Genomic DNA, 16,029 nt, shown 5'->3' on the forward strand with positions numbered 1-16,029 from the left:
CTTATTACTATTATGTAAAACGCTCGCTTAATCCAATACGCGACTTCCACCAGCAATTTCAGCAATATAGAAGCTCGGTGCATAACCTACGACTTCTTCATATTTTTGACCAACATTTTTTTGAAAAGCTTCCACTGCGTCTTTGCGAACCAAAGCAATGGCACAACCGCCAAATCCTGCTCCTGTCATGCGAGCGCCCAGCACTCCTTCTTGCTCCCATGCAGTATGAGCCAAGGTATCCAACTCTAATCCTGTGACTTCATAATCATGTTCAAGTGAGACATGAGATGCATTCATTAAGCGACCGAATTTTTCCAAATCGCCAGCTTGCAATGCAGCTTGAGCTTGAAGTGTCCGTTGATTTTCCAACACAGCGTGACGAGCGCGTTTGAGTCGATTTTCATCTTGAATTAAGTAGCTGTATTCATCAAAATCCCACTCATTTAATTCACCCAAGGTTGCAATAGAGAGTTTTTGCTTTAATTCCTCTACTGCTTTTTCACACTCTGCACGGCGTTCATTGTATTTGGAGTCTGCTAGTTCACGACGCTTGTTTGTATTCATGATGACAACCACATTGTCTTTGAGATCAAGCGGTACCAATTCGTATTCGAGCGTGTTCGTGTCTAAGTAAATTGCCTGTTGATCCGCCCCCATGCCAATGGCAAACTGATCCATGATTCCAGAATTAACACCGATAAATTCGTTCTCTGTTTGTTTACCGATTTTTACTAAATCTAAACGGTCTAATTTTAAATCAAACAGTTTCTCTGCAATAATTCCTGTCAGTAGCTCTAAAGAAGCCGATGAAGAGAGACCCGAACCATTTGGGATATTTCCAAAAACATAGACATCCATCCCTTTATCAATAACATGTCCTGCTTTTTGCAAGAAATGAAGCACCCCTTTTGGATAATTCGTCCAATTATGCGCTTTTTCAAAACGAAGATCTTCTAGCGGCACCTCAATAATTCCCTTGTCTTCAAAGTTTGCTGAGTAAAAACGAAGTAAGTTATCGTCACGCTTGCGCGCTGCCCCATAAGTTCCTAATGAAATAGCTGCAGGAAAGACATGCCCGCCGTTGTAATCGATATGCTCACCAATCAGGTTAATGCGTCCCGGTGAAAAAAATGTGTGATCTGCTTCTGCCCCAAAAATTGTTGCAAAGTTTGAACGCAATTGTTGAGTTGAAAGAGTTGTTGACATAAAAAGTCTCCTTTTGTTTTGTTAGGTCTTGTAACCGTTTTATTATCTTTATTATAAAATATCATTAGTAAAATTTCAAGTATTTTAGTAAATTTTTACCAAAATTTTATCAATCAAGTTGTAAAAAATAATACTCGTCAATCTTTCATACTAAACTTTAGAAAATTTACTAAATATTTTTGTATTTTACTAATTTTTAAGATATAATAGACATATTCTTTAAAGAAATTAGGAAACAATCATGGCAACGATTAAAGATATTGCAAAAAGTGCTGGTGTCTCTCCGGCAACTGTATCACGCGTTTTAAATCATGACCAATCCATGTCTGTGAGTGATGAGACACGCCAAAAGATATTTGATATTGCAGAGAAATTAGAATATAAAAAAACAAAAAGAGGAAGCAAGCGAAATTCCCAAAACCGCAGAATTGCGATTGTAGAATGGTACACAGAAGAGGAGGAACTAGACGACCTCTACTACTATGCCATTCGTCTTGGGGTAGAGAAAAAAGCTCAAGAATTGGCCTATGATGTTATGCGCTTTTTCAATAATGAAGAATTAAATCATCTCGATCAAGTTGACGGCATCATCGCGATTGGAAAATTCAGCCCTCAAAAGATAAAGGAGTTGGAACTCCACACAGAGCAGCTTGTTTTTATTGATAGCAATACGCTTGCCTATGGCCATAGCTGCGTCACAACAGACTTTGAAAATTCTGTTATAGCTGTTCTGAGCCACTTTTTAGAAAATGGGCACCGGCAAATTGGACTGCTAGTGGGGCAAGAACAAACTTCTGACAAAACCACTACCTTATCTGACCCACGCTTAGTAACCTTTAAAAATTATCTAACTGAAAAACAACTCTATCAGGAAAAATACGTCAAAATAGGAAACTTTTCATCTGAATCAGGTTATTCTATGATGAAAGAATTGATTGAAAATTTAAGCAAACAACTTCCAACTGCATTTTTCATGGCAAGTGACGCCTTAGCTGTTGGTGCTCTTCGAGCACTTCAAGAAGCTGACATCCCTGTACCAGATCGTGTTAGTTTGATTGCTTTTAATGATACATCTATCGCCAAGTACGTCTATCCACCACTCAGCACGGTTACTGTCTTTACAGAAGAAATGGGCAGACAAGGCTTGCAACTGCTGCACGAGGAATTTCAACATGCTGAACTAACCATTCCTCGTATGGTAACACTTGCTACCACCCTAACCATTAGAAAGAGCAGCTTATAGAAATGAAAACATACGAAATTTTATTTGACATTTTAAGTCGAGAATCTGACTATATCAGCGGTGAAAAATTAGCACAGGAGTTAGGAATTTCACGCACTTCTATCTGGAAAGCTATTCAACATTTGGAAAAAGAAGGTGTTCATGTTGAATCGATAAAAAATAAAGGCTATAAGCTCCTTTCAGGCGATTTATTGATTGCTAAAAAAATTGAAGAAACTGCTCCCATTCAAGTTTCTTTCAATCCAAACTGCAAATCCACTCAACTTGACGCCAAAGCAGGAATTGAAGCTGGCAATCCTGCCAACACGCTCTATCTGGCTTCCTCTCAATCAGCTGGTCGTGGACGCTTTGGCAGAAATTATTTTGCTCCAGAAAAAGGCGGGATTTATATGTCTCTTCACTTGAAACCCAATCTCCCTTTTCAACAAATTCCCGCCTATACTATCCTGACTGCCGGAGCCATTTACAAAGCCACTAAAGACCTCACTTTAATGGAAATGGACATTAAATGGGTCAATGACATTTACTACAAGGGCAAGAAAATAGCTGGCATCTTAACCGAAGCTATTACTTCTGTCGAGACGGGCTTAGTCACTGATGTGATTATTGGAGTGGGCATCAATTTCACAATCTCTGATTTTCCGAAAGAGTTAAAAAATAAGGCTGACTCTCTCTTCCACGAAAAACAATCTATCACGCGCAATGAACTTATTGCTGAGATTTGGAAAGATTTCTATGAATGTGAGCCAGACGAGCTGATTTACCTTTACAAACAACATTCCCTTGTCTTAGGTCGGACGGTCACTTTTTGCCAGAATGACAAAGGCTACAAAGGAGTTGCCAAGGAAATATCAGATAGCGGTCAGCTGTTGGTTCAATTAGATACTGGACAAGAAATGTGGCTAAACAGCGGTGAAGTTTCTTTAACAAGTTGGTAAATAAAAGAAGGAGACAAATTGAGTAACCATCAACTTTCTCCTTCTTTTTTCAACACAAAATCAATTCCTTTTATTCTACCATGTGCAGATTTTTTAAATCAAACAGAAGAAAAAAGGTCAAGGATTTTTGCCCCAACCTTTCTTTTTATTTTTTACGTTTGATATGTTTATCAATTTCGTCCACTATTTTACCCATGACATAGCTCACCTGTAAATTGCGAATCACTAGAAGCGCCCAGAAAACAGCGAATAAATAGTGTCCTGACATCATTGCTTCGTTAAAAAAATAGGTTTCAATTGCTGTGAAAAAAGCTGTTGTAAGAAATTGTTGTCTTGTCATGATTCTATTATAGCACGAAAAAGCAGAAAAATCTAAATTCAGTCCTCTTGAACGGTAATTTTTTCCGCTAAGAAATCAAATCCTTCTGGAATGACTGTATTCTCTTTTTCTTCAGCTTGTGGTGCGTTTTCTCCACGCGCTTTAGCCGAAAATTCAGCCCGAATCTCTGTCCAATCCGTCATAGAAACCGCCAAGATGTCTGGTGAAAATCCAGCAGCATTGCTTAAGAGATTGCCAAACATGGTGTTAAGATTTTCCCGTTTCATGGTTTGTTCTGCATTAAAGCTCGACTCGAATGCCAAAATGGCGTGGTTTTCGTTAGCTGCGACGGGTTGTGAGCCGACTAAAAGCGCCTTATCTGCTCCGGCTAAACTTTCAATAATTTCTCCCCAAGCATTCTGCAACTTGGTTAAATTACTGCGAGCCAGGCTAGGATTTTCAACTGCCTCTTGCAGAATCGCATTTACTTTATGACGATCTACCCGGTATCCTTTGCTTGTTTTGGCTGGTCGTGTTGCCTGTACTGGCTTACTCGGTACAGAATTTGACTGCAAACCTGCCAATTGATTTTTAAGCTGGCTGATTTCTTCTTTTAGCGTTTCTATCTCGCCTGCTATATTGGAAGGTAATTCTGCTTTTTCTTGCCCTTCTGCCAGTCGAATGGTCATCATCTCTGTATAAATCTTGGGTTGCAAGCTGTTCTTGATTTCCGCAAGGCTCTTCGTTGCAATCTCAATCAGCTCAAACAATCTTTCCTGCGGAGTCTTGAGATTGTCTAAAAAGATTTCACTTGTATGAGTATTCTTACCGCCAGTTTTGACAATGAGCAAGTCTCTAAGATATTGCAGCAAGTCTGTGACAAAACGAGCCATATTTTTGCCGCTGTCAAATATGACATCAAGATTTTCCAAAGCTGCTGACGTATCATGCGCTACTACAGCTGCTACATAAGCGTCTAGCGCTCCTAAACTGATGGAGCCTGTGATTTCCTCAGAGATAACTGTTGTCAGCTGATTGTCTTGAGTGAGACTAAGGGCTTGGTCCAAAATAGACAATGCATCTCGCATGCCCCCTTCTGCCCGTCTTGCGATAATCTGCACCGCTTCATTTTCAAAGTCAATATTTTCTTGCTGCAAAATCCACTCTATGTGCTCTACAATATCTTTGGTCTTAATCGACTTAAACTCAAAGCGCTGAACACGCGAGAGAATGGTTGCTGGTATTTTATGCAACTCTGTCGTTGCTAAAATAAAGACGACATTCTCTGTTGGCTCTTCCAAAGTCTTAAGAAGCGCATTAAAAGCTCCCGTTGAGAGCATGTGAACCTCATCAATGATATAAACCTTGTGTTTAGCTAAGCTAGGAGCGTAAGTAGATTTGTCACGAATATCTCGGATTTCATCTACACCATTATTGGAAGCCGCATCAATCTCGATGACATCCTCTAGGCTTCCTTCGGTAATGGCCTTGCAAATATAGCACTCATTACAAGGCTCGCCGCCCTTTTGGTTGGGGCAATTCATGGCTTTGGCAAAAATTTTAGCTACACTGGTCTTTCCTGTTCCTCTAGGACCTGAAAAGAGATAAGCATGACTGATTTTATCTTGCTCAACTGCCTGCCGCAAGGTTGTTGCCACGACTTCCTGCCCGACTAGCTGACCGAAGGTTTGGCTTCTATATTTTCGATATAAAGCTTGATACATTAGGCTTTGTCTCCAAACATTTCAAAATTCCAACTTGTTTTCTCTAGTAAGAGAGCCACAAAATTTTCCAAATATTCTCGATCAATCTCATCGTAATCCGCTACCAGATGAGAATCCAAATCCAGCACTCCTATTAATTGGTCGTTTTTGACCATTGGCACCACAATCTCACTACGTGCCCTGCTATCACAGGAAATGTAGTTACCATACTGGGTAACATCTTCGACGATCACCGTCTGACGTTTGGCTGCTGCTTCACCGCAAACACCTTTTCCTAAAGCAATGTGCACGCAGGAAACACCACCTTGAAAAGGTCCTAAAATCAACTCGTTTCCGTCATAAAGATAAAAGCCGGTAAAAACGGAATGCGGCAAGGTTTGATTTAGCAAAGCAGAGCTGTTTGACAGATTAGCCAAAGCATTGCTTTCGCCCTCTAGTAATGCTTCAAGCTGCGCTAAAAGTAATTGATAATTTGAAATTTTTTCTGATTGATTCATACTCTCTATTATATCAAAAAAACAGCCTCGTGACTGTTTTTTCGCAAATGGACAAGTCATTCCTCAAAAATGATAGATTTTTCAGTTTATAAAAGGTCGTCCGAGGGTCGGACGAAGTGAATCTCTTTTGGTTGAAGCAATCTGACCCTCGGACGAAGCAAATCTCTTTTGATTGAGGCTAGCCGACCCTCGGACAGGATAAATTAGTTTTGGTTTGTTCTATCCGCCCGGCGGACGAAGTGAAATCATTTTGGTTTGTTCTATCCGCCCGGCGGACGAAGTGAAATCATTTTGGTTTGTTCTATCCGCTCGGCGGACGGAGTGAATCTCTTTTAGTTTGTCTTATCAGCCTGACGGACAAGATAAAACTTCCCTTTATAAACATAGAATAACAAAAGAGCTGGAAAGTCAATTTCCAACTCTTGAGGGGTGCATTATTAAGAAACCAATTCTCCTGTGAGTACATTGATAGACTTGACAGTTCCTGTCGAATCAGTATAGCTGACTGTCTTGTTTTCAGGATGATAGGTAAAGTTTTCTAAGCTCAAACCATATTTAAAAGCAATGTTAATCAATTTTTTTCGGAAATCTTGCAGAGACAATCCATAGCTTGCTGCGCGTGCCTTTTCAGCTTCTTCTTCAGCATTAACTGTTGGTTTTTCAGTCCCTTCTGAATTTTCCTTTTCATCATCTACCTCTTTACTTGCAGAGTCGTCTTTCTTATCTTCTGGCTCTTCATTTGGTGCATAGTTCTTTCCGTTATCTGATTGATTTTTCTTACCATGCTGACTAGAATTACCAAAACCATTGTCAGAATGCGGACGGTCTTCTGGATGAGTGACGTAATATTTCACGGTCGCAAGGAAATCTTCCATGCTGTAGCCGTCAGGTGCTTTGTAAAGTCCTTGATCAAACCAAGAAAGAGAGATATTATGATAATGGTCATAATGCGGAATAATCAATTGACCATTTTTATAATCAACGACATAAGCTGTATTATATGGCATTGCCTCAACAGGTACCTTTTTAGCTGGTGTCACGCGTTCATAGATTGATTGCGCACTTTCTTTTTGAGGTTGCTTTGGATCAGTTTTAGGCTTGTCTTCTTTCTTTTCATTCGGAGTTTTTGTTTTCAGATACTCTTCCGTCGCCTTACGCTCAGATTCTGACAAATCTTTCTTAGGAATATAATGGCTGTGTGTCATGTGTGGCGCAGTGTAGCCATCTCCCTCATCCTTAATCACATCATGCGGATCAAAGATATAACCATCTGATGTCGCATAACGACCTGCAGCTTTAGCTAGCGCAACTTCATCAGCCGTATAAGCAATTTGAGAATTTGCTTTACCTGCGCGGTCAGGGTGCTGTACCTCACTTGACAATTTCAAAACCTTATCCAATAAGGCAAGCTTATCCACATTCGGATTTGCAGCCTGTTGCATGAGGTCTTCAACCGTTGCCAGTTGTGCTTTATCCCCTTTGCTTTCAAGCGTTTGACGAATTGGTGTTAAGACTTTCTTGAAAGCAGCAACGATTTCAGCATTTTTCTTTGTCAGTCCCGCTTGTGTTTTCGGATCAACCGCCTTGACGATTTCAGACAACAAATCTTTCACCTTTTGAAGCACTGTTGCTTTTTCTTCTGTTCCAAGAGTGAAGCCAGATTTGATACCAGCGAGTTGCTCTTCAAAGTTTGCCTTTTGACTAGCATTTGTCACCTTACTCATCAAACTTTCAACCTTATTGATAAAGGTTTGAATCTGTTCATCCGTCACTTCTGTCTCAGATGGTCCTTCTTTTGGCTTTTCAGGCTCTTTGCTTGGCTCAGTTTGCTTGCCATCATTAGGTTTGTTTGGCTGTGTTTGGTCCTTGCCCGTATCTTGGTTCGGTTTACTTGGGTTTGGCTGTTGATTACTTTGACCAGCTAGCTTTTTCGCTTCTGAATAGTCCGTACCAGGAACAATCATCCGCGAAATTTTTTCTTCTAGTGGCGACATTTGACTATAGTAAATGAAATGATAATGATTACCATGTGGCACTGCCACCCCACTAGAAGATTTTTTAGTAATCTGTGCCGGGTCAAATACCAAACCATCAGATTCCACATGACGTTGGTTTAACGGCATCAAGTACAGTTGTTTTAACAGATTGATGATTTCTTGATGAGCAGATGGAGTATTCTGATGACTTGGTTGTGATGGCTGCGCATGATGATTATTGCCCTGATGGGTCTGTGTTCCCGGCGTTGATGGTTGGTAATGGATAGAAGGTAGTGTAGTTCCGCCATTTGATGGTCTTGATGGCGTTGGACTTGGACTCGGAGTTGATGTCGTACCGCCAGATTTGTGTTTGTTGTCCCAATAGCTCTGAGCAGCAGCTAACTCACTAGGAGACAAATCTTTCTTTGGAATATAATGGAAATGATTACCATGCGGTACAATGAAGCCATCTCCAGTATCTTCTATCACATCTGTCGGGTTGAAAACATAGCCATCGTCTGTCGTATAACGACCTTGCGCACGAGCTTCTTTGACAGCTGTAGTTACAGTTCCTTTTGCGCCCTTATGCCCTTTTCCACTGTATTCTGCCCTTTGGCGAGCAATTTCTTCTTTTGTCCGAACATTGCTCGTGTGATTTGGATCTTTCAGATAAAGATAATATTTGCCATTCACCTTAATAATGTAGCCGTCTTTTACTTCGTTGACAATATCAGACTGCTGCAAAGTGTAGTTTGGATCGCGCATGATTAGCTCTTCACTGATAATGGCATCATAAGGAACTTTTCCATTATAATAGTGATAATGATCCCCATGAGATGTTACATAGCCTTGATCTGTGATTTTAACAACAATCTGCTCTGCGTTGATTCCTTCTTTCGCACTCACTTCATCAGGCGACAAATTCTCTGCTTGCTTGCCCTTATTTGCTTTAGATTTTCCATTTACATAAGCAACACGGTTATTTTCCTTGCTAGATACTGTCTGATGACGCCCCAGCTCATAGCTACACAAACTTAAGACAACAACTGCAACAGAACCGATAAGATATTTTTTCTTCATGATTCTCCTCATTTTTTCAATTCTTTTGCCAATGTCGCTAGATTGGCTTCTAGATTTTCAAGATAAGTATGATTATTTTGCGGATCAGCTTCCAAAGGATTTAATTGTTTTAGTTTAACGCCTGTAGATTTGACCAAAGTTTTCGCAACTTTTGATGAAGCATTACTTTCCACGAAAATTGTTTTGACCTTGTATTGTTTCACAAACTCTTCGATTTCCGTCAGTTGGCGCGGACTTGGTTCTTGTTCTGGTGAAATCCCAGCAATCCCCAATTGGGTCAATCCAAATCGCTTTGCCAAGTAAGAAAAGGCCGTATGCTGCGTCACAAACGTTTTTTGTTTCGCTGCTTTGAAAATCGGCTGATATTTTTTAGTCAACTCTTTTGCCTTAGCTGCCAGCTCTTTCGCATTTTTTTGATAGATCTCTTTATTTTTACTATCAATCTTCGAAAGTTTATCAGCGATGATTTGCGCTTCTTCTGCCACTTTTTCTGGATCTAACCACGTATGTGGATCGTAAAGAGTCTTTTCATCCACTCCTTCACCAGCAGTTACATCTTCTAATCCCGGCACACGCTCCAGCTTCATCCCTTCTGAAGCTTCAAGTACCTTCGCTTTAGATTTTTTTAGATTTGGATCCAATTTTCCTGCCCATGACTCTAGTGTATGAGAATGGTAAACAAAGACATCCGCATCATAGATAGCAGCTACATCATTCGCCGATGGCTCAAAAGAATGAATTCCCGTGCTTGACTGAATCATCCGAACATCATTCAAATCCCCAGACACTTCTTTAACCATGGCATAAATCGGGTAAAAACTTGTTACAATTTTCATTCCCTTGCTCTGCTTTTTGCTACCTGCACCGCACGCCGTCAAAATCAAAACCAGTCCTGCCACAAAAATAGAAAATAAATATTTCCTTAATTTCATATATCACTCCTTAACTAGTGTTTAACCAGTTCATTAACTGGTTAATATGATACCATGATAGAAATTAGCTGTCAAGAATTTTTTATCTGTTTTTTTAACAATAATAAAAAAGCTTTCTAAATAACATTAGAAAACTTTTACTCTTACCAATCGCTTTTTTCTTTACGAATCTCTTCCAGCATTTCAGCTTCTTCTGCTGTGAACTCATATTTTTCTAGCAAATCTGGACGACGCTCGTAAGTCTTTTTCAAACTCTCATACAGACGCCATTTTCGGATATTTTCATGATGACCACTCATCAAAATATCTGGCACAACCATTCCACGAAAATCATACGGGCGAGTATATTGAGGATATTCTAAAAGCCCTGATGAAAAACTATCATCAGTATGACTGGCTTCCTTACCAAGAACTTCAGGAATCAGCCGTACCGTCGCATCGATCATCGTCATGGCAGCCAATTCTCCACCGGTCAAAACATAGTCTCCAAGCGAGATTTCGTCTGTCACCAAACTTTTAATCCGCTCATCATAACCTTCATAATGTCCACAAATAAAAATCAATTCTTCTTCTTGGGAAAGCTCTTCCGCATAGGCTTGATCAAACGTTCGACCAGCGGGATCTAACAAAATAACCCGTGGCTGTTTTTTCTCAATCGCATCATAAGCATCAAAAATTGGTTGCGCTCTGAGCAGCATTCCCTGACCGCCCCCATAAGGCTCGTCATCAACATGCCGTGATTTCTCTGCATTTTCTCGAAAATTATGATAGTGAATCTCTAGTAATCCTTTTTCGCGCGCCTTACCAACTATTGAATGCTCCAGCGGGGCAAACATCTCCGGAAATAATGTTAAAATATCAATCTTCATCATCCAGCCCTTCCGGAATTTCCACATCTACTCGATTATTTTCAAGATCAATATTCAATACAACAGGCGGAATATAAGGCAAGAGTAAATCACGCTTGCCTTTGCGCTTTACCACCCAGACATCATTGGCACCGGGCTGCAAAATTTCTTTAATGGTTCCAATCAAAATATCCTGTTCATAAACATTTAAGCCAATAATTTCATGATAATAAAATTCGCCCTCATCTAAATCCGATAAATCTTCTTCAGCCACTTTCAAAGTAAAATCACGATATTTCTCAATGTCATTGATATGGTACATTCCTTTGAATTTGATAATATCAAAATTTTTCATCTTACGATGACTGGCAATTTCCACATTCATGACAAAATTATCTTTCTTATCAAAAAGGGCCAACATACTTCCCTTTTTAAAACGTTCCTCTGCAAAATCCGTCACCGATAGTACACGCATTTCACCTTGCAAACCTTGCGTATTTACAATTTTTCCAACATTATAATAGTTCATTTTCTCTCCAAATACTAGCATTATCCTATTTATTCTATCATGAATAAAGGGAATTCTCAAGAAAACAAAAACCCCACCAAGATAAATCCTTAGTAGGGTCATTGGGGAATGACATCATTCCTCTAATTTTAAATCGCCTTAAGCAACCTTAAAACCTTGATTTATTAGGCTTCCGCAATCAAATTGCGGTACTCTATTATTTAAGAGTAACTGAAGCTCCAGCTTCTTCCAATTTAGTTTTGATTTCTTCAGCTTCTGCAGTTGCAACACCTTCTTTAACAACAGTTGGTGCTCCGTCAACCAATTCTTTAGCTTCTTTAAGACCAAGACCTGTAATTTCACGAACAGCTTTGATAACGCCGACTTTCTTGTCGCCTGCTGCAGTCAATTCAACATCAAATGAATCTTTCGCAGCGGCAGCTTCACCAGCACCAGCAGCAGCTACAGCTACAGGAGCAGCTGCAGTTACACCAAATTCTTCTTCGATAGCTTTTACAAGGTCGTTCAATTCAAGGATTGAAGCTTCTTTAATTTCAGCAATAATATTTTCAATGTTCAATGCCATTGTTATTTCCTCCAAATATATTTCATTAGTTTAAAATTAGTTTGTAGCATAGGCTACGCGCAACTTAACATTAAGCCGCTTCTTCTTTGTTGTCTGCAACAGCTTTGACTGCGAGAGCAACGTTGCGAACTGGCGCTTGAAGTACAGATAGTAGCATAGATAGAAGTCCTTCGCGGTTTGGAAGAGTTGCAAGAGCAACAATTTCTTCTTTAGATGCAACCGCACCTTCAATAGCTCCACCTTTAATTTCAAGTGCATCAGCTTCTTTAGTAAAATCATTGATGATTTTTGCTGGTGCTACAACATCTTCATTTGAAAATGCAACAGCAGACGGTCCAACAAAAGCATCAGCAAGGCCTTCAAGTCCAGCTTTTTCAGCTGCACGACGTAAGATTGAGTTTTTAATGACTTTATACTCAACTTCGCTTCCACGAAGATTACGACGAAGAACTGTGTCTTGTTCAACTGTAAGACCACGAGCATCCACAACAACGATACTTGCAGCTGCTTTCATTTTTTCAGCAACTACATCAACTAGTTCCGCTTTTTTAGCAATACTTGCTTCACTCATTTAGTGTTTCACCTCCGTAATTATTTTGCTTGGGGAATTTTTCCAAAAGAAAAACGCGCCCAAACCTAGACACGAAAGTACAATACGTTTCTTTTACATGATCCGTTTTGTCCTCGGTAGGATCTTTATGAGTCGAGCTCCCCTACTGTCTTAGGCAGTTTTTTCAAACCATTAATGATTGTAACATAAGAAAAAAAAGATTGCAAGAGTTTTTGATAATTTTTTATAGCTAGAGCGGAGATCTATCCTTTGGGGTAAGCAGATACATTAAATTTTTGAAAAAAGTACCAGCTCACTCGGAGTAGATGCCTTATACTCTTATAACGCTCTGGCATTCAAATATTGATCGTTTGCAATAAGCATTTTTTTGTAATACTGATCATAACTCTTACTAAATTTCCTTATTAGTGGAATTGCTATTTCATAATATTTATTGTCTAACATAAACGTTTGTAATTTATCTTGAATTGTTTTCATAGGACTATTTTTATAATTGTCGCTATTTTTATAATCTTGATATTGAGCTATAATATTCTTATTTTCTGTTAGCCACTTTTCGGCATTTTCTATTGCTTCAATTTTTGACGCATTAACTTCTTTTAATACTTTCATATCAAAAGCAGAGCTTACTTCTTCAATATAATCTTGTTATTCTTTACTAAGGTTAAAAGAAGGAAGGCTATCTAGATAGTTAACAAATTTTTTATAAGCTTCTTTTCCATCCTCTCTTAAATGTTCATTCAAAAATGACTGGCATGCAGAAAAAATTAATTGCCCAAAATATCCTGGAAATGTTTTTTTCTAATCTCTCATAAATACTTTCTTCTGCTTCAATCAAAGCTATCTTATCATCAATAAGAGTCTAGCTTTCTTTCTTAACGATTGGCTTAATAATCTCTTTCCTCTTTTGTTCAATATCCAGCTGATGTTGTTTTCTTCTAAGTATGGAAGATAATGAATTTCCGTTTGAAGATAAACATTCTTTTATCTCAGATATACTAAGCCCAACTTTTCTAAATAAAGATATCTTACTCAAGATTTTCATGTCTTATTCGCTATAATCTCGATAACCATTTTCTGATTTCAAAGGCTTAATCAATCCTTTTTCCTCGTAGTACTCAATTGCTTTTCTGGTCAAACCAGTTTTATTTTGAATTTCATTTCTCAACATGATGCACCACCTCCTCAATTAAATGATATACCAGACCCTAACAAACAGGTCAAGCCCTTTATTTAATATTTTCTCGTAATATCTGGTGATGAAAAACATAATTAATGGAGACATCCAACTGAAATCTCAACAGAATCACTGGTAAATAAGCCTTTACAGGAATACAAATAACAGCAATCATCCTCATCAAAGGCATTAGATGCCAAAGTCCTCCGTAATGAAAAAATTAACTACTTCACAATAAATTTTGACAATATCTTTACGACTTTTTAGAAATCTAAAATGCTTATTTCAATCTTCAAAAAATGGAAGAATAGAGGCTTTTTCTTTCTCTGTACAGGCAACAAGCGGGAGGCGGAGTGGTCCGACTTCAAATCCTTGAGAATTTAGCACAGCTTTAAGTGGTGCTGGGCTTGTCACAGAAAAGAGAGCTTCTATTTTTGGTAACAGCTGACGTTGAATCTGAGCAGCTTTTTTCAGATTGCCCTCATCTAAGGCTGAAAACATTTCATAAAAATCATCACCATTGGTATGAGCCGCAACAGATATAACACCCTGTGCTCCAATTGCCTTTGCATGAAAAGCTTGTCCGTCTTCCCCAGTATAAATTAGAAAGTCCTGTGGCGCATTTTCAACCAAATGAGTAAGAGTATCTATACCCGTACAGTCTTTGATAGCAATAATATTTGGCAACTGCGCCAAGCGCAAGGAAGTTTCTACTGTCAAACCAGCAACCGTTCGGCTAGGAACATTATAAACGATGACTGGCAGATTTGAAGCTTCCGCAATCGCTTTATAATGCTGATATAGACCTTCTTGAGTCGGTTTGTTATAATAAGGAGTCACTGCAAGTCCGGCAGCAAAACCACCAAATTTGTCAACTTCACGCGCGAATTCAACTGAATCTCGAGTATCATTTGTACCAATTCCGGCTATCAGCGGAACTCGCCCTTTTACAATCTTTTGAACTACTGCAAATAATTCCAGCTCCTCTTCATGCGTCAGAGTTGGGCTTTCGCCTGTCGTTCCTACGATAATCAATCCTTCTGTATGATGCGCTAGAAGGTGTTCAATCAGCTTAGGAAGAGCCTCAAAGTTAATGCTACCGTCCTCTTTAAACGGTGTTACAAGTGCTGTTATGATTCTTGCTTTTTTTAAATCTTCTATAGACATAAACCTCGTCCTCCTAGCTTGCAAAATACAACTATACGAATATTATCTCACATTTTACTTCAATTCGAAAATGACCTCTGCTGTTGGATGCACCAAGCCACGTTCATGCAAAGTCTCAGCGATTTGAACAGAATTCCAAGCAGCACCTTTAAGCAGATTGTCTGAAACCACCCACATATGGATGCCTTTTTCAGCGTCCAAATCCTTGCGAATTCGTCCCACGAATGTCTCGCGTTTTCCGACAGCATTGACAGCTTGAGGGTAGACTTGATGAGCAACATCATCCTCTAATACTGCTCCTGGGAAGTTCGCAATAGCTGCTTTGACCTCTGCGATGGGTGCTACTTCTTTTGTCTCGATGTAGACAGACTCTGAGTGCGCTGAAAGAACAGGGATACGAACACAAGTAGCAGAAACCGCAATCGTGTCATCTTCCATGATCTTCTTGGTTTCATTGGTCATCTTCATCTCTTCGTAGGTGTAGTCATTGTCCGTAAAGACATCGATTTGAGGAAGAGCATTAAAAGCAATCGGATAGTGTTTCTTGTCACCGCCGGAAGGCAAAATCTCAGCCTTGACATCACACGGATTGACTCCGTCATTTAAGACCTCACGCAGTTCGCGTTGAGTCTCAAGAATAGCTCCCATACCAGCACCGGACACAGCTTGATAGGTCGATACGATAATGCGCTCCAAGCCCCATTTCTGACGAACAGGTTCCAGCGCCACCATCATCTGGATGGTGGAACAGTTAGGACAGGCAATAATTCCGTTATGAGCATCAAGTGCATGGGCATTGACCTCCGGCACAACTAATGGAACATCAGGATTCAGACGGAAATGAGAGGTATTGTCAACGACAACAGCTCCTGCTTTGACAGCGTAAGGAGCATACTTGGCAGACGTTGAACCGCCTGCTGAAAAGAGAGCGATATCTACACCTTCAAAGGTAGTTTCCGTTGTTTCTTCAATTGTGATGTCTTGGTCTTTGAATTTCAAAACTTTCCCAGCAGAACGAGCTGAAGCCAAGTAGCGTACTTTCTCAATTGGAAGACTTGATTCTTCCAGCATTTTAATCATTTGAGCTCCAACGGCACCTGTAGCACCAACCACAGCAACTGTATATCCCATAACATACCTCTCTGAATTTTCAAAAAATTTGTGTATTGCTGGTATTATACTACTTTTCTAAAGAATTGAAAAGACTTATAAGAAAAAAATCCCCACTAAAAAGTAGGGATTGAGGGCACTTTCGTG

General features: G+C 39.5%; 16 protein-coding genes and 1 other annotated feature. Of the genes, 2 read left to right on the plus strand and 14 right to left on the minus strand.

What is annotated here, in order from left to right; genetic code table 11:
* Nucleotides 1-27: 27 nt before the first annotated feature.
* On the minus strand, nt 28-1,206 hold the full coding sequence (locus EL087_RS04955) for a galactokinase (protein WP_126407189.1): 1,179 nt from the start codon (nt 1,204-1,206) through the stop codon (nt 28-30).
* 241 nt (nt 1,207-1,447) lie between these two features.
* On the opposite strand from EL087_RS04955, the gene EL087_RS04960 reads away from it, so the two are divergent.
* The gene (locus tag EL087_RS04960; protein ID WP_126407191.1) at nt 1,448-2,449 is read left to right on the plus strand and encodes a LacI family DNA-binding transcriptional regulator; all 1,002 of its coding nucleotides are present in this window, start codon (nt 1,448-1,450) and stop codon (nt 2,447-2,449) included.
* A 2-nt stretch (nt 2,450-2,451) separates the two neighbouring features.
* Entirely contained in the window at nt 2,452-3,387 is a 936-nt protein-coding gene (gene birA, locus EL087_RS04965; RefSeq protein WP_003042895.1) for a bifunctional biotin--[acetyl-CoA-carboxylase] ligase/biotin operon repressor BirA, read from the plus strand.
* Between the two features lie 145 nt (nt 3,388-3,532).
* On the opposite strand, the gene EL087_RS04970 is transcribed toward birA, so the two are convergent.
* The 13 genes from EL087_RS04970 to EL087_RS05025 form a co-directional block, all read right to left on the minus strand.
* The gene (locus tag EL087_RS04970; protein WP_003024260.1) at nt 3,533-3,727 is read right to left on the minus strand and encodes a DUF3272 family protein; all 195 of its coding nucleotides are present in this window, start codon (nt 3,725-3,727) and stop codon (nt 3,533-3,535) included.
* A gap of 38 nt (nt 3,728-3,765) precedes the next feature.
* Nucleotides 3,766-5,430 (minus strand): DNA polymerase III subunit gamma/tau, encoded by a 1,665-nt coding sequence (dnaX, locus tag EL087_RS04975; RefSeq protein ID WP_126407193.1) that lies wholly within the window; start codon nt 5,428-5,430, stop codon nt 3,766-3,768.
* Nucleotides 5,430-5,927 carry a GAF domain-containing protein gene (locus EL087_RS04980; RefSeq protein WP_126407195.1) on the minus strand — a complete coding sequence of 166 codons (498 nt, stop codon included), beginning with the start codon at nt 5,925-5,927 and terminating at the stop codon, nt 5,430-5,432. The genes dnaX and EL087_RS04980 overlap by 1 nt, the downstream gene beginning before the upstream one ends.
* Nucleotides 5,928-6,364: 437 nt before the next feature.
* Nucleotides 6,365-8,983 (minus strand): pneumococcal-type histidine triad protein, encoded by a 2,619-nt coding sequence (locus EL087_RS04985; protein ID WP_126407197.1) that lies wholly within the window; start codon nt 8,981-8,983, stop codon nt 6,365-6,367.
* A gap of 8 nt (nt 8,984-8,991) precedes the next feature.
* Nucleotides 8,992-9,915 carry a metal ABC transporter solute-binding protein, Zn/Mn family gene (locus EL087_RS04990; protein ID WP_003042942.1) on the minus strand — a complete coding sequence of 308 codons (924 nt, stop codon included), beginning with the start codon at nt 9,913-9,915 and terminating at the stop codon, nt 8,992-8,994.
* A gap of 143 nt (nt 9,916-10,058) precedes the next feature.
* Nucleotides 10,059-10,784 (minus strand): tRNA (guanosine(37)-N1)-methyltransferase TrmD, encoded by a 726-nt coding sequence (gene trmD, locus EL087_RS04995; protein WP_037567355.1) that lies wholly within the window; start codon nt 10,782-10,784, stop codon nt 10,059-10,061.
* Nucleotides 10,774-11,292, minus strand: a complete 519-nt coding sequence (rimM, locus tag EL087_RS05000; RefSeq protein ID WP_003042729.1) for a ribosome maturation factor RimM — start codon at nt 11,290-11,292, stop codon at nt 10,774-10,776. Before rimM ends, trmD begins: the two co-directional genes overlap by 11 nt.
* Before the next feature lie 196 nt (nt 11,293-11,488).
* Nucleotides 11,489-11,857 (minus strand): 50S ribosomal protein L7/L12, encoded by a 369-nt coding sequence (gene rplL / locus EL087_RS05005; protein ID WP_003024225.1) that lies wholly within the window; start codon nt 11,855-11,857, stop codon nt 11,489-11,491.
* Between the two features lie 70 nt (nt 11,858-11,927).
* Nucleotides 11,928-12,428 (minus strand): 50S ribosomal protein L10, encoded by a 501-nt coding sequence (gene rplJ, locus EL087_RS05010; protein WP_003029380.1) that lies wholly within the window; start codon nt 12,426-12,428, stop codon nt 11,928-11,930.
* Between the two features lie 38 nt (nt 12,429-12,466).
* Nucleotides 12,467-12,601, minus strand: a sequence feature (ribosomal protein L10 leader region).
* Nucleotides 12,602-12,746: 145 nt separating this feature from the next.
* A complete protein-coding gene (locus EL087_RS09365) occupies nt 12,747-13,040 on the minus strand; it encodes a hypothetical protein (RefSeq protein ID WP_232008234.1) in 294 nt (97 codons plus the stop codon).
* Nucleotides 13,041-13,476: 436 nt separating this feature from the next.
* Nucleotides 13,477-13,599 carry a MerR family DNA-binding transcriptional regulator gene (locus tag EL087_RS09370; RefSeq protein ID WP_003042987.1) on the minus strand — a complete coding sequence of 41 codons (123 nt, stop codon included), beginning with the start codon at nt 13,597-13,599 and terminating at the stop codon, nt 13,477-13,479.
* A 291-nt stretch (nt 13,600-13,890) separates the two neighbouring features.
* Nucleotides 13,891-14,772: a 4-hydroxy-tetrahydrodipicolinate synthase gene (gene dapA / locus EL087_RS05020; RefSeq protein WP_126407199.1), complete on the minus strand. Its 882-nt coding sequence runs from the start codon at nt 14,770-14,772 to the stop codon at nt 13,891-13,893.
* A 54-nt stretch (nt 14,773-14,826) separates the two neighbouring features.
* Nucleotides 14,827-15,903 (minus strand): aspartate-semialdehyde dehydrogenase, encoded by a 1,077-nt coding sequence (locus tag EL087_RS05025; RefSeq protein WP_126407201.1) that lies wholly within the window; start codon nt 15,901-15,903, stop codon nt 14,827-14,829.
* Nucleotides 15,904-16,029 lie beyond the last annotated feature (126 nt).

It is taken from the genome of Streptococcus milleri, assembly GCF_900636525.1.
In the GTDB taxonomy this organism is placed as follows: domain Bacteria; phylum Bacillota; class Bacilli; order Lactobacillales; family Streptococcaceae; genus Streptococcus; species Streptococcus hominis.

Coding starts and splice junctions, on each gene's coding strand:
- dapA (WP_126407199.1), bottom strand. CDS start 14,772: ATGTCTATAGAAGATTTAAAAAAAGCAAGAATCATAACAGCACTTGTA.
- EL087_RS09365 (WP_232008234.1), bottom strand. CDS start 13,040: ATGAAAGTATTAAAAGAAGTTAATGCGTCAAAAATTGAAGCAATAGAA.
- EL087_RS04990 (WP_003042942.1), bottom strand. CDS start 9,915: ATGAAATTAAGGAAATATTTATTTTCTATTTTTGTGGCAGGACTGGTT.
- trmD (WP_037567355.1), bottom strand. CDS start 10,784: ATGAAGATTGATATTTTAACATTATTTCCGGAGATGTTTGCCCCGCTG.
- EL087_RS05025 (WP_126407201.1), bottom strand. CDS start 15,903: ATGGGATATACAGTTGCTGTGGTTGGTGCTACAGGTGCCGTTGGAGCT.
- rimM (WP_003042729.1), bottom strand. CDS start 11,292: ATGAACTATTATAATGTTGGAAAAATTGTAAATACGCAAGGTTTGCAA.
- EL087_RS04955 (WP_126407189.1), bottom strand. CDS start 1,206: ATGTCAACAACTCTTTCAACTCAACAATTGCGTTCAAACTTTGCAACA.
- EL087_RS04960 (WP_126407191.1), top strand. CDS start 1,448: ATGGCAACGATTAAAGATATTGCAAAAAGTGCTGGTGTCTCTCCGGCA.
- EL087_RS04980 (WP_126407195.1), bottom strand. CDS start 5,927: ATGAATCAATCAGAAAAAATTTCAAATTATCAATTACTTTTAGCGCAG.
- EL087_RS09370 (WP_003042987.1), bottom strand. CDS start 13,599: ATGTTGAGAAATGAAATTCAAAATAAAACTGGTTTGACCAGAAAAGCA.
- birA (WP_003042895.1), top strand. CDS start 2,452: ATGAAAACATACGAAATTTTATTTGACATTTTAAGTCGAGAATCTGAC.
- rplJ (WP_003029380.1), bottom strand. CDS start 12,428: ATGAGTGAAGCAAGTATTGCTAAAAAAGCGGAACTAGTTGATGTAGTT.
- dnaX (WP_126407193.1), bottom strand. CDS start 5,430: ATGTATCAAGCTTTATATCGAAAATATAGAAGCCAAACCTTCGGTCAG.
- EL087_RS04970 (WP_003024260.1), bottom strand. CDS start 3,727: ATGACAAGACAACAATTTCTTACAACAGCTTTTTTCACAGCAATTGAA.
- EL087_RS04985 (WP_126407197.1), bottom strand. CDS start 8,983: ATGAAGAAAAAATATCTTATCGGTTCTGTTGCAGTTGTTGTCTTAAGT.
- rplL (WP_003024225.1), bottom strand. CDS start 11,857: ATGGCATTGAACATTGAAAATATTATTGCTGAAATTAAAGAAGCTTCA.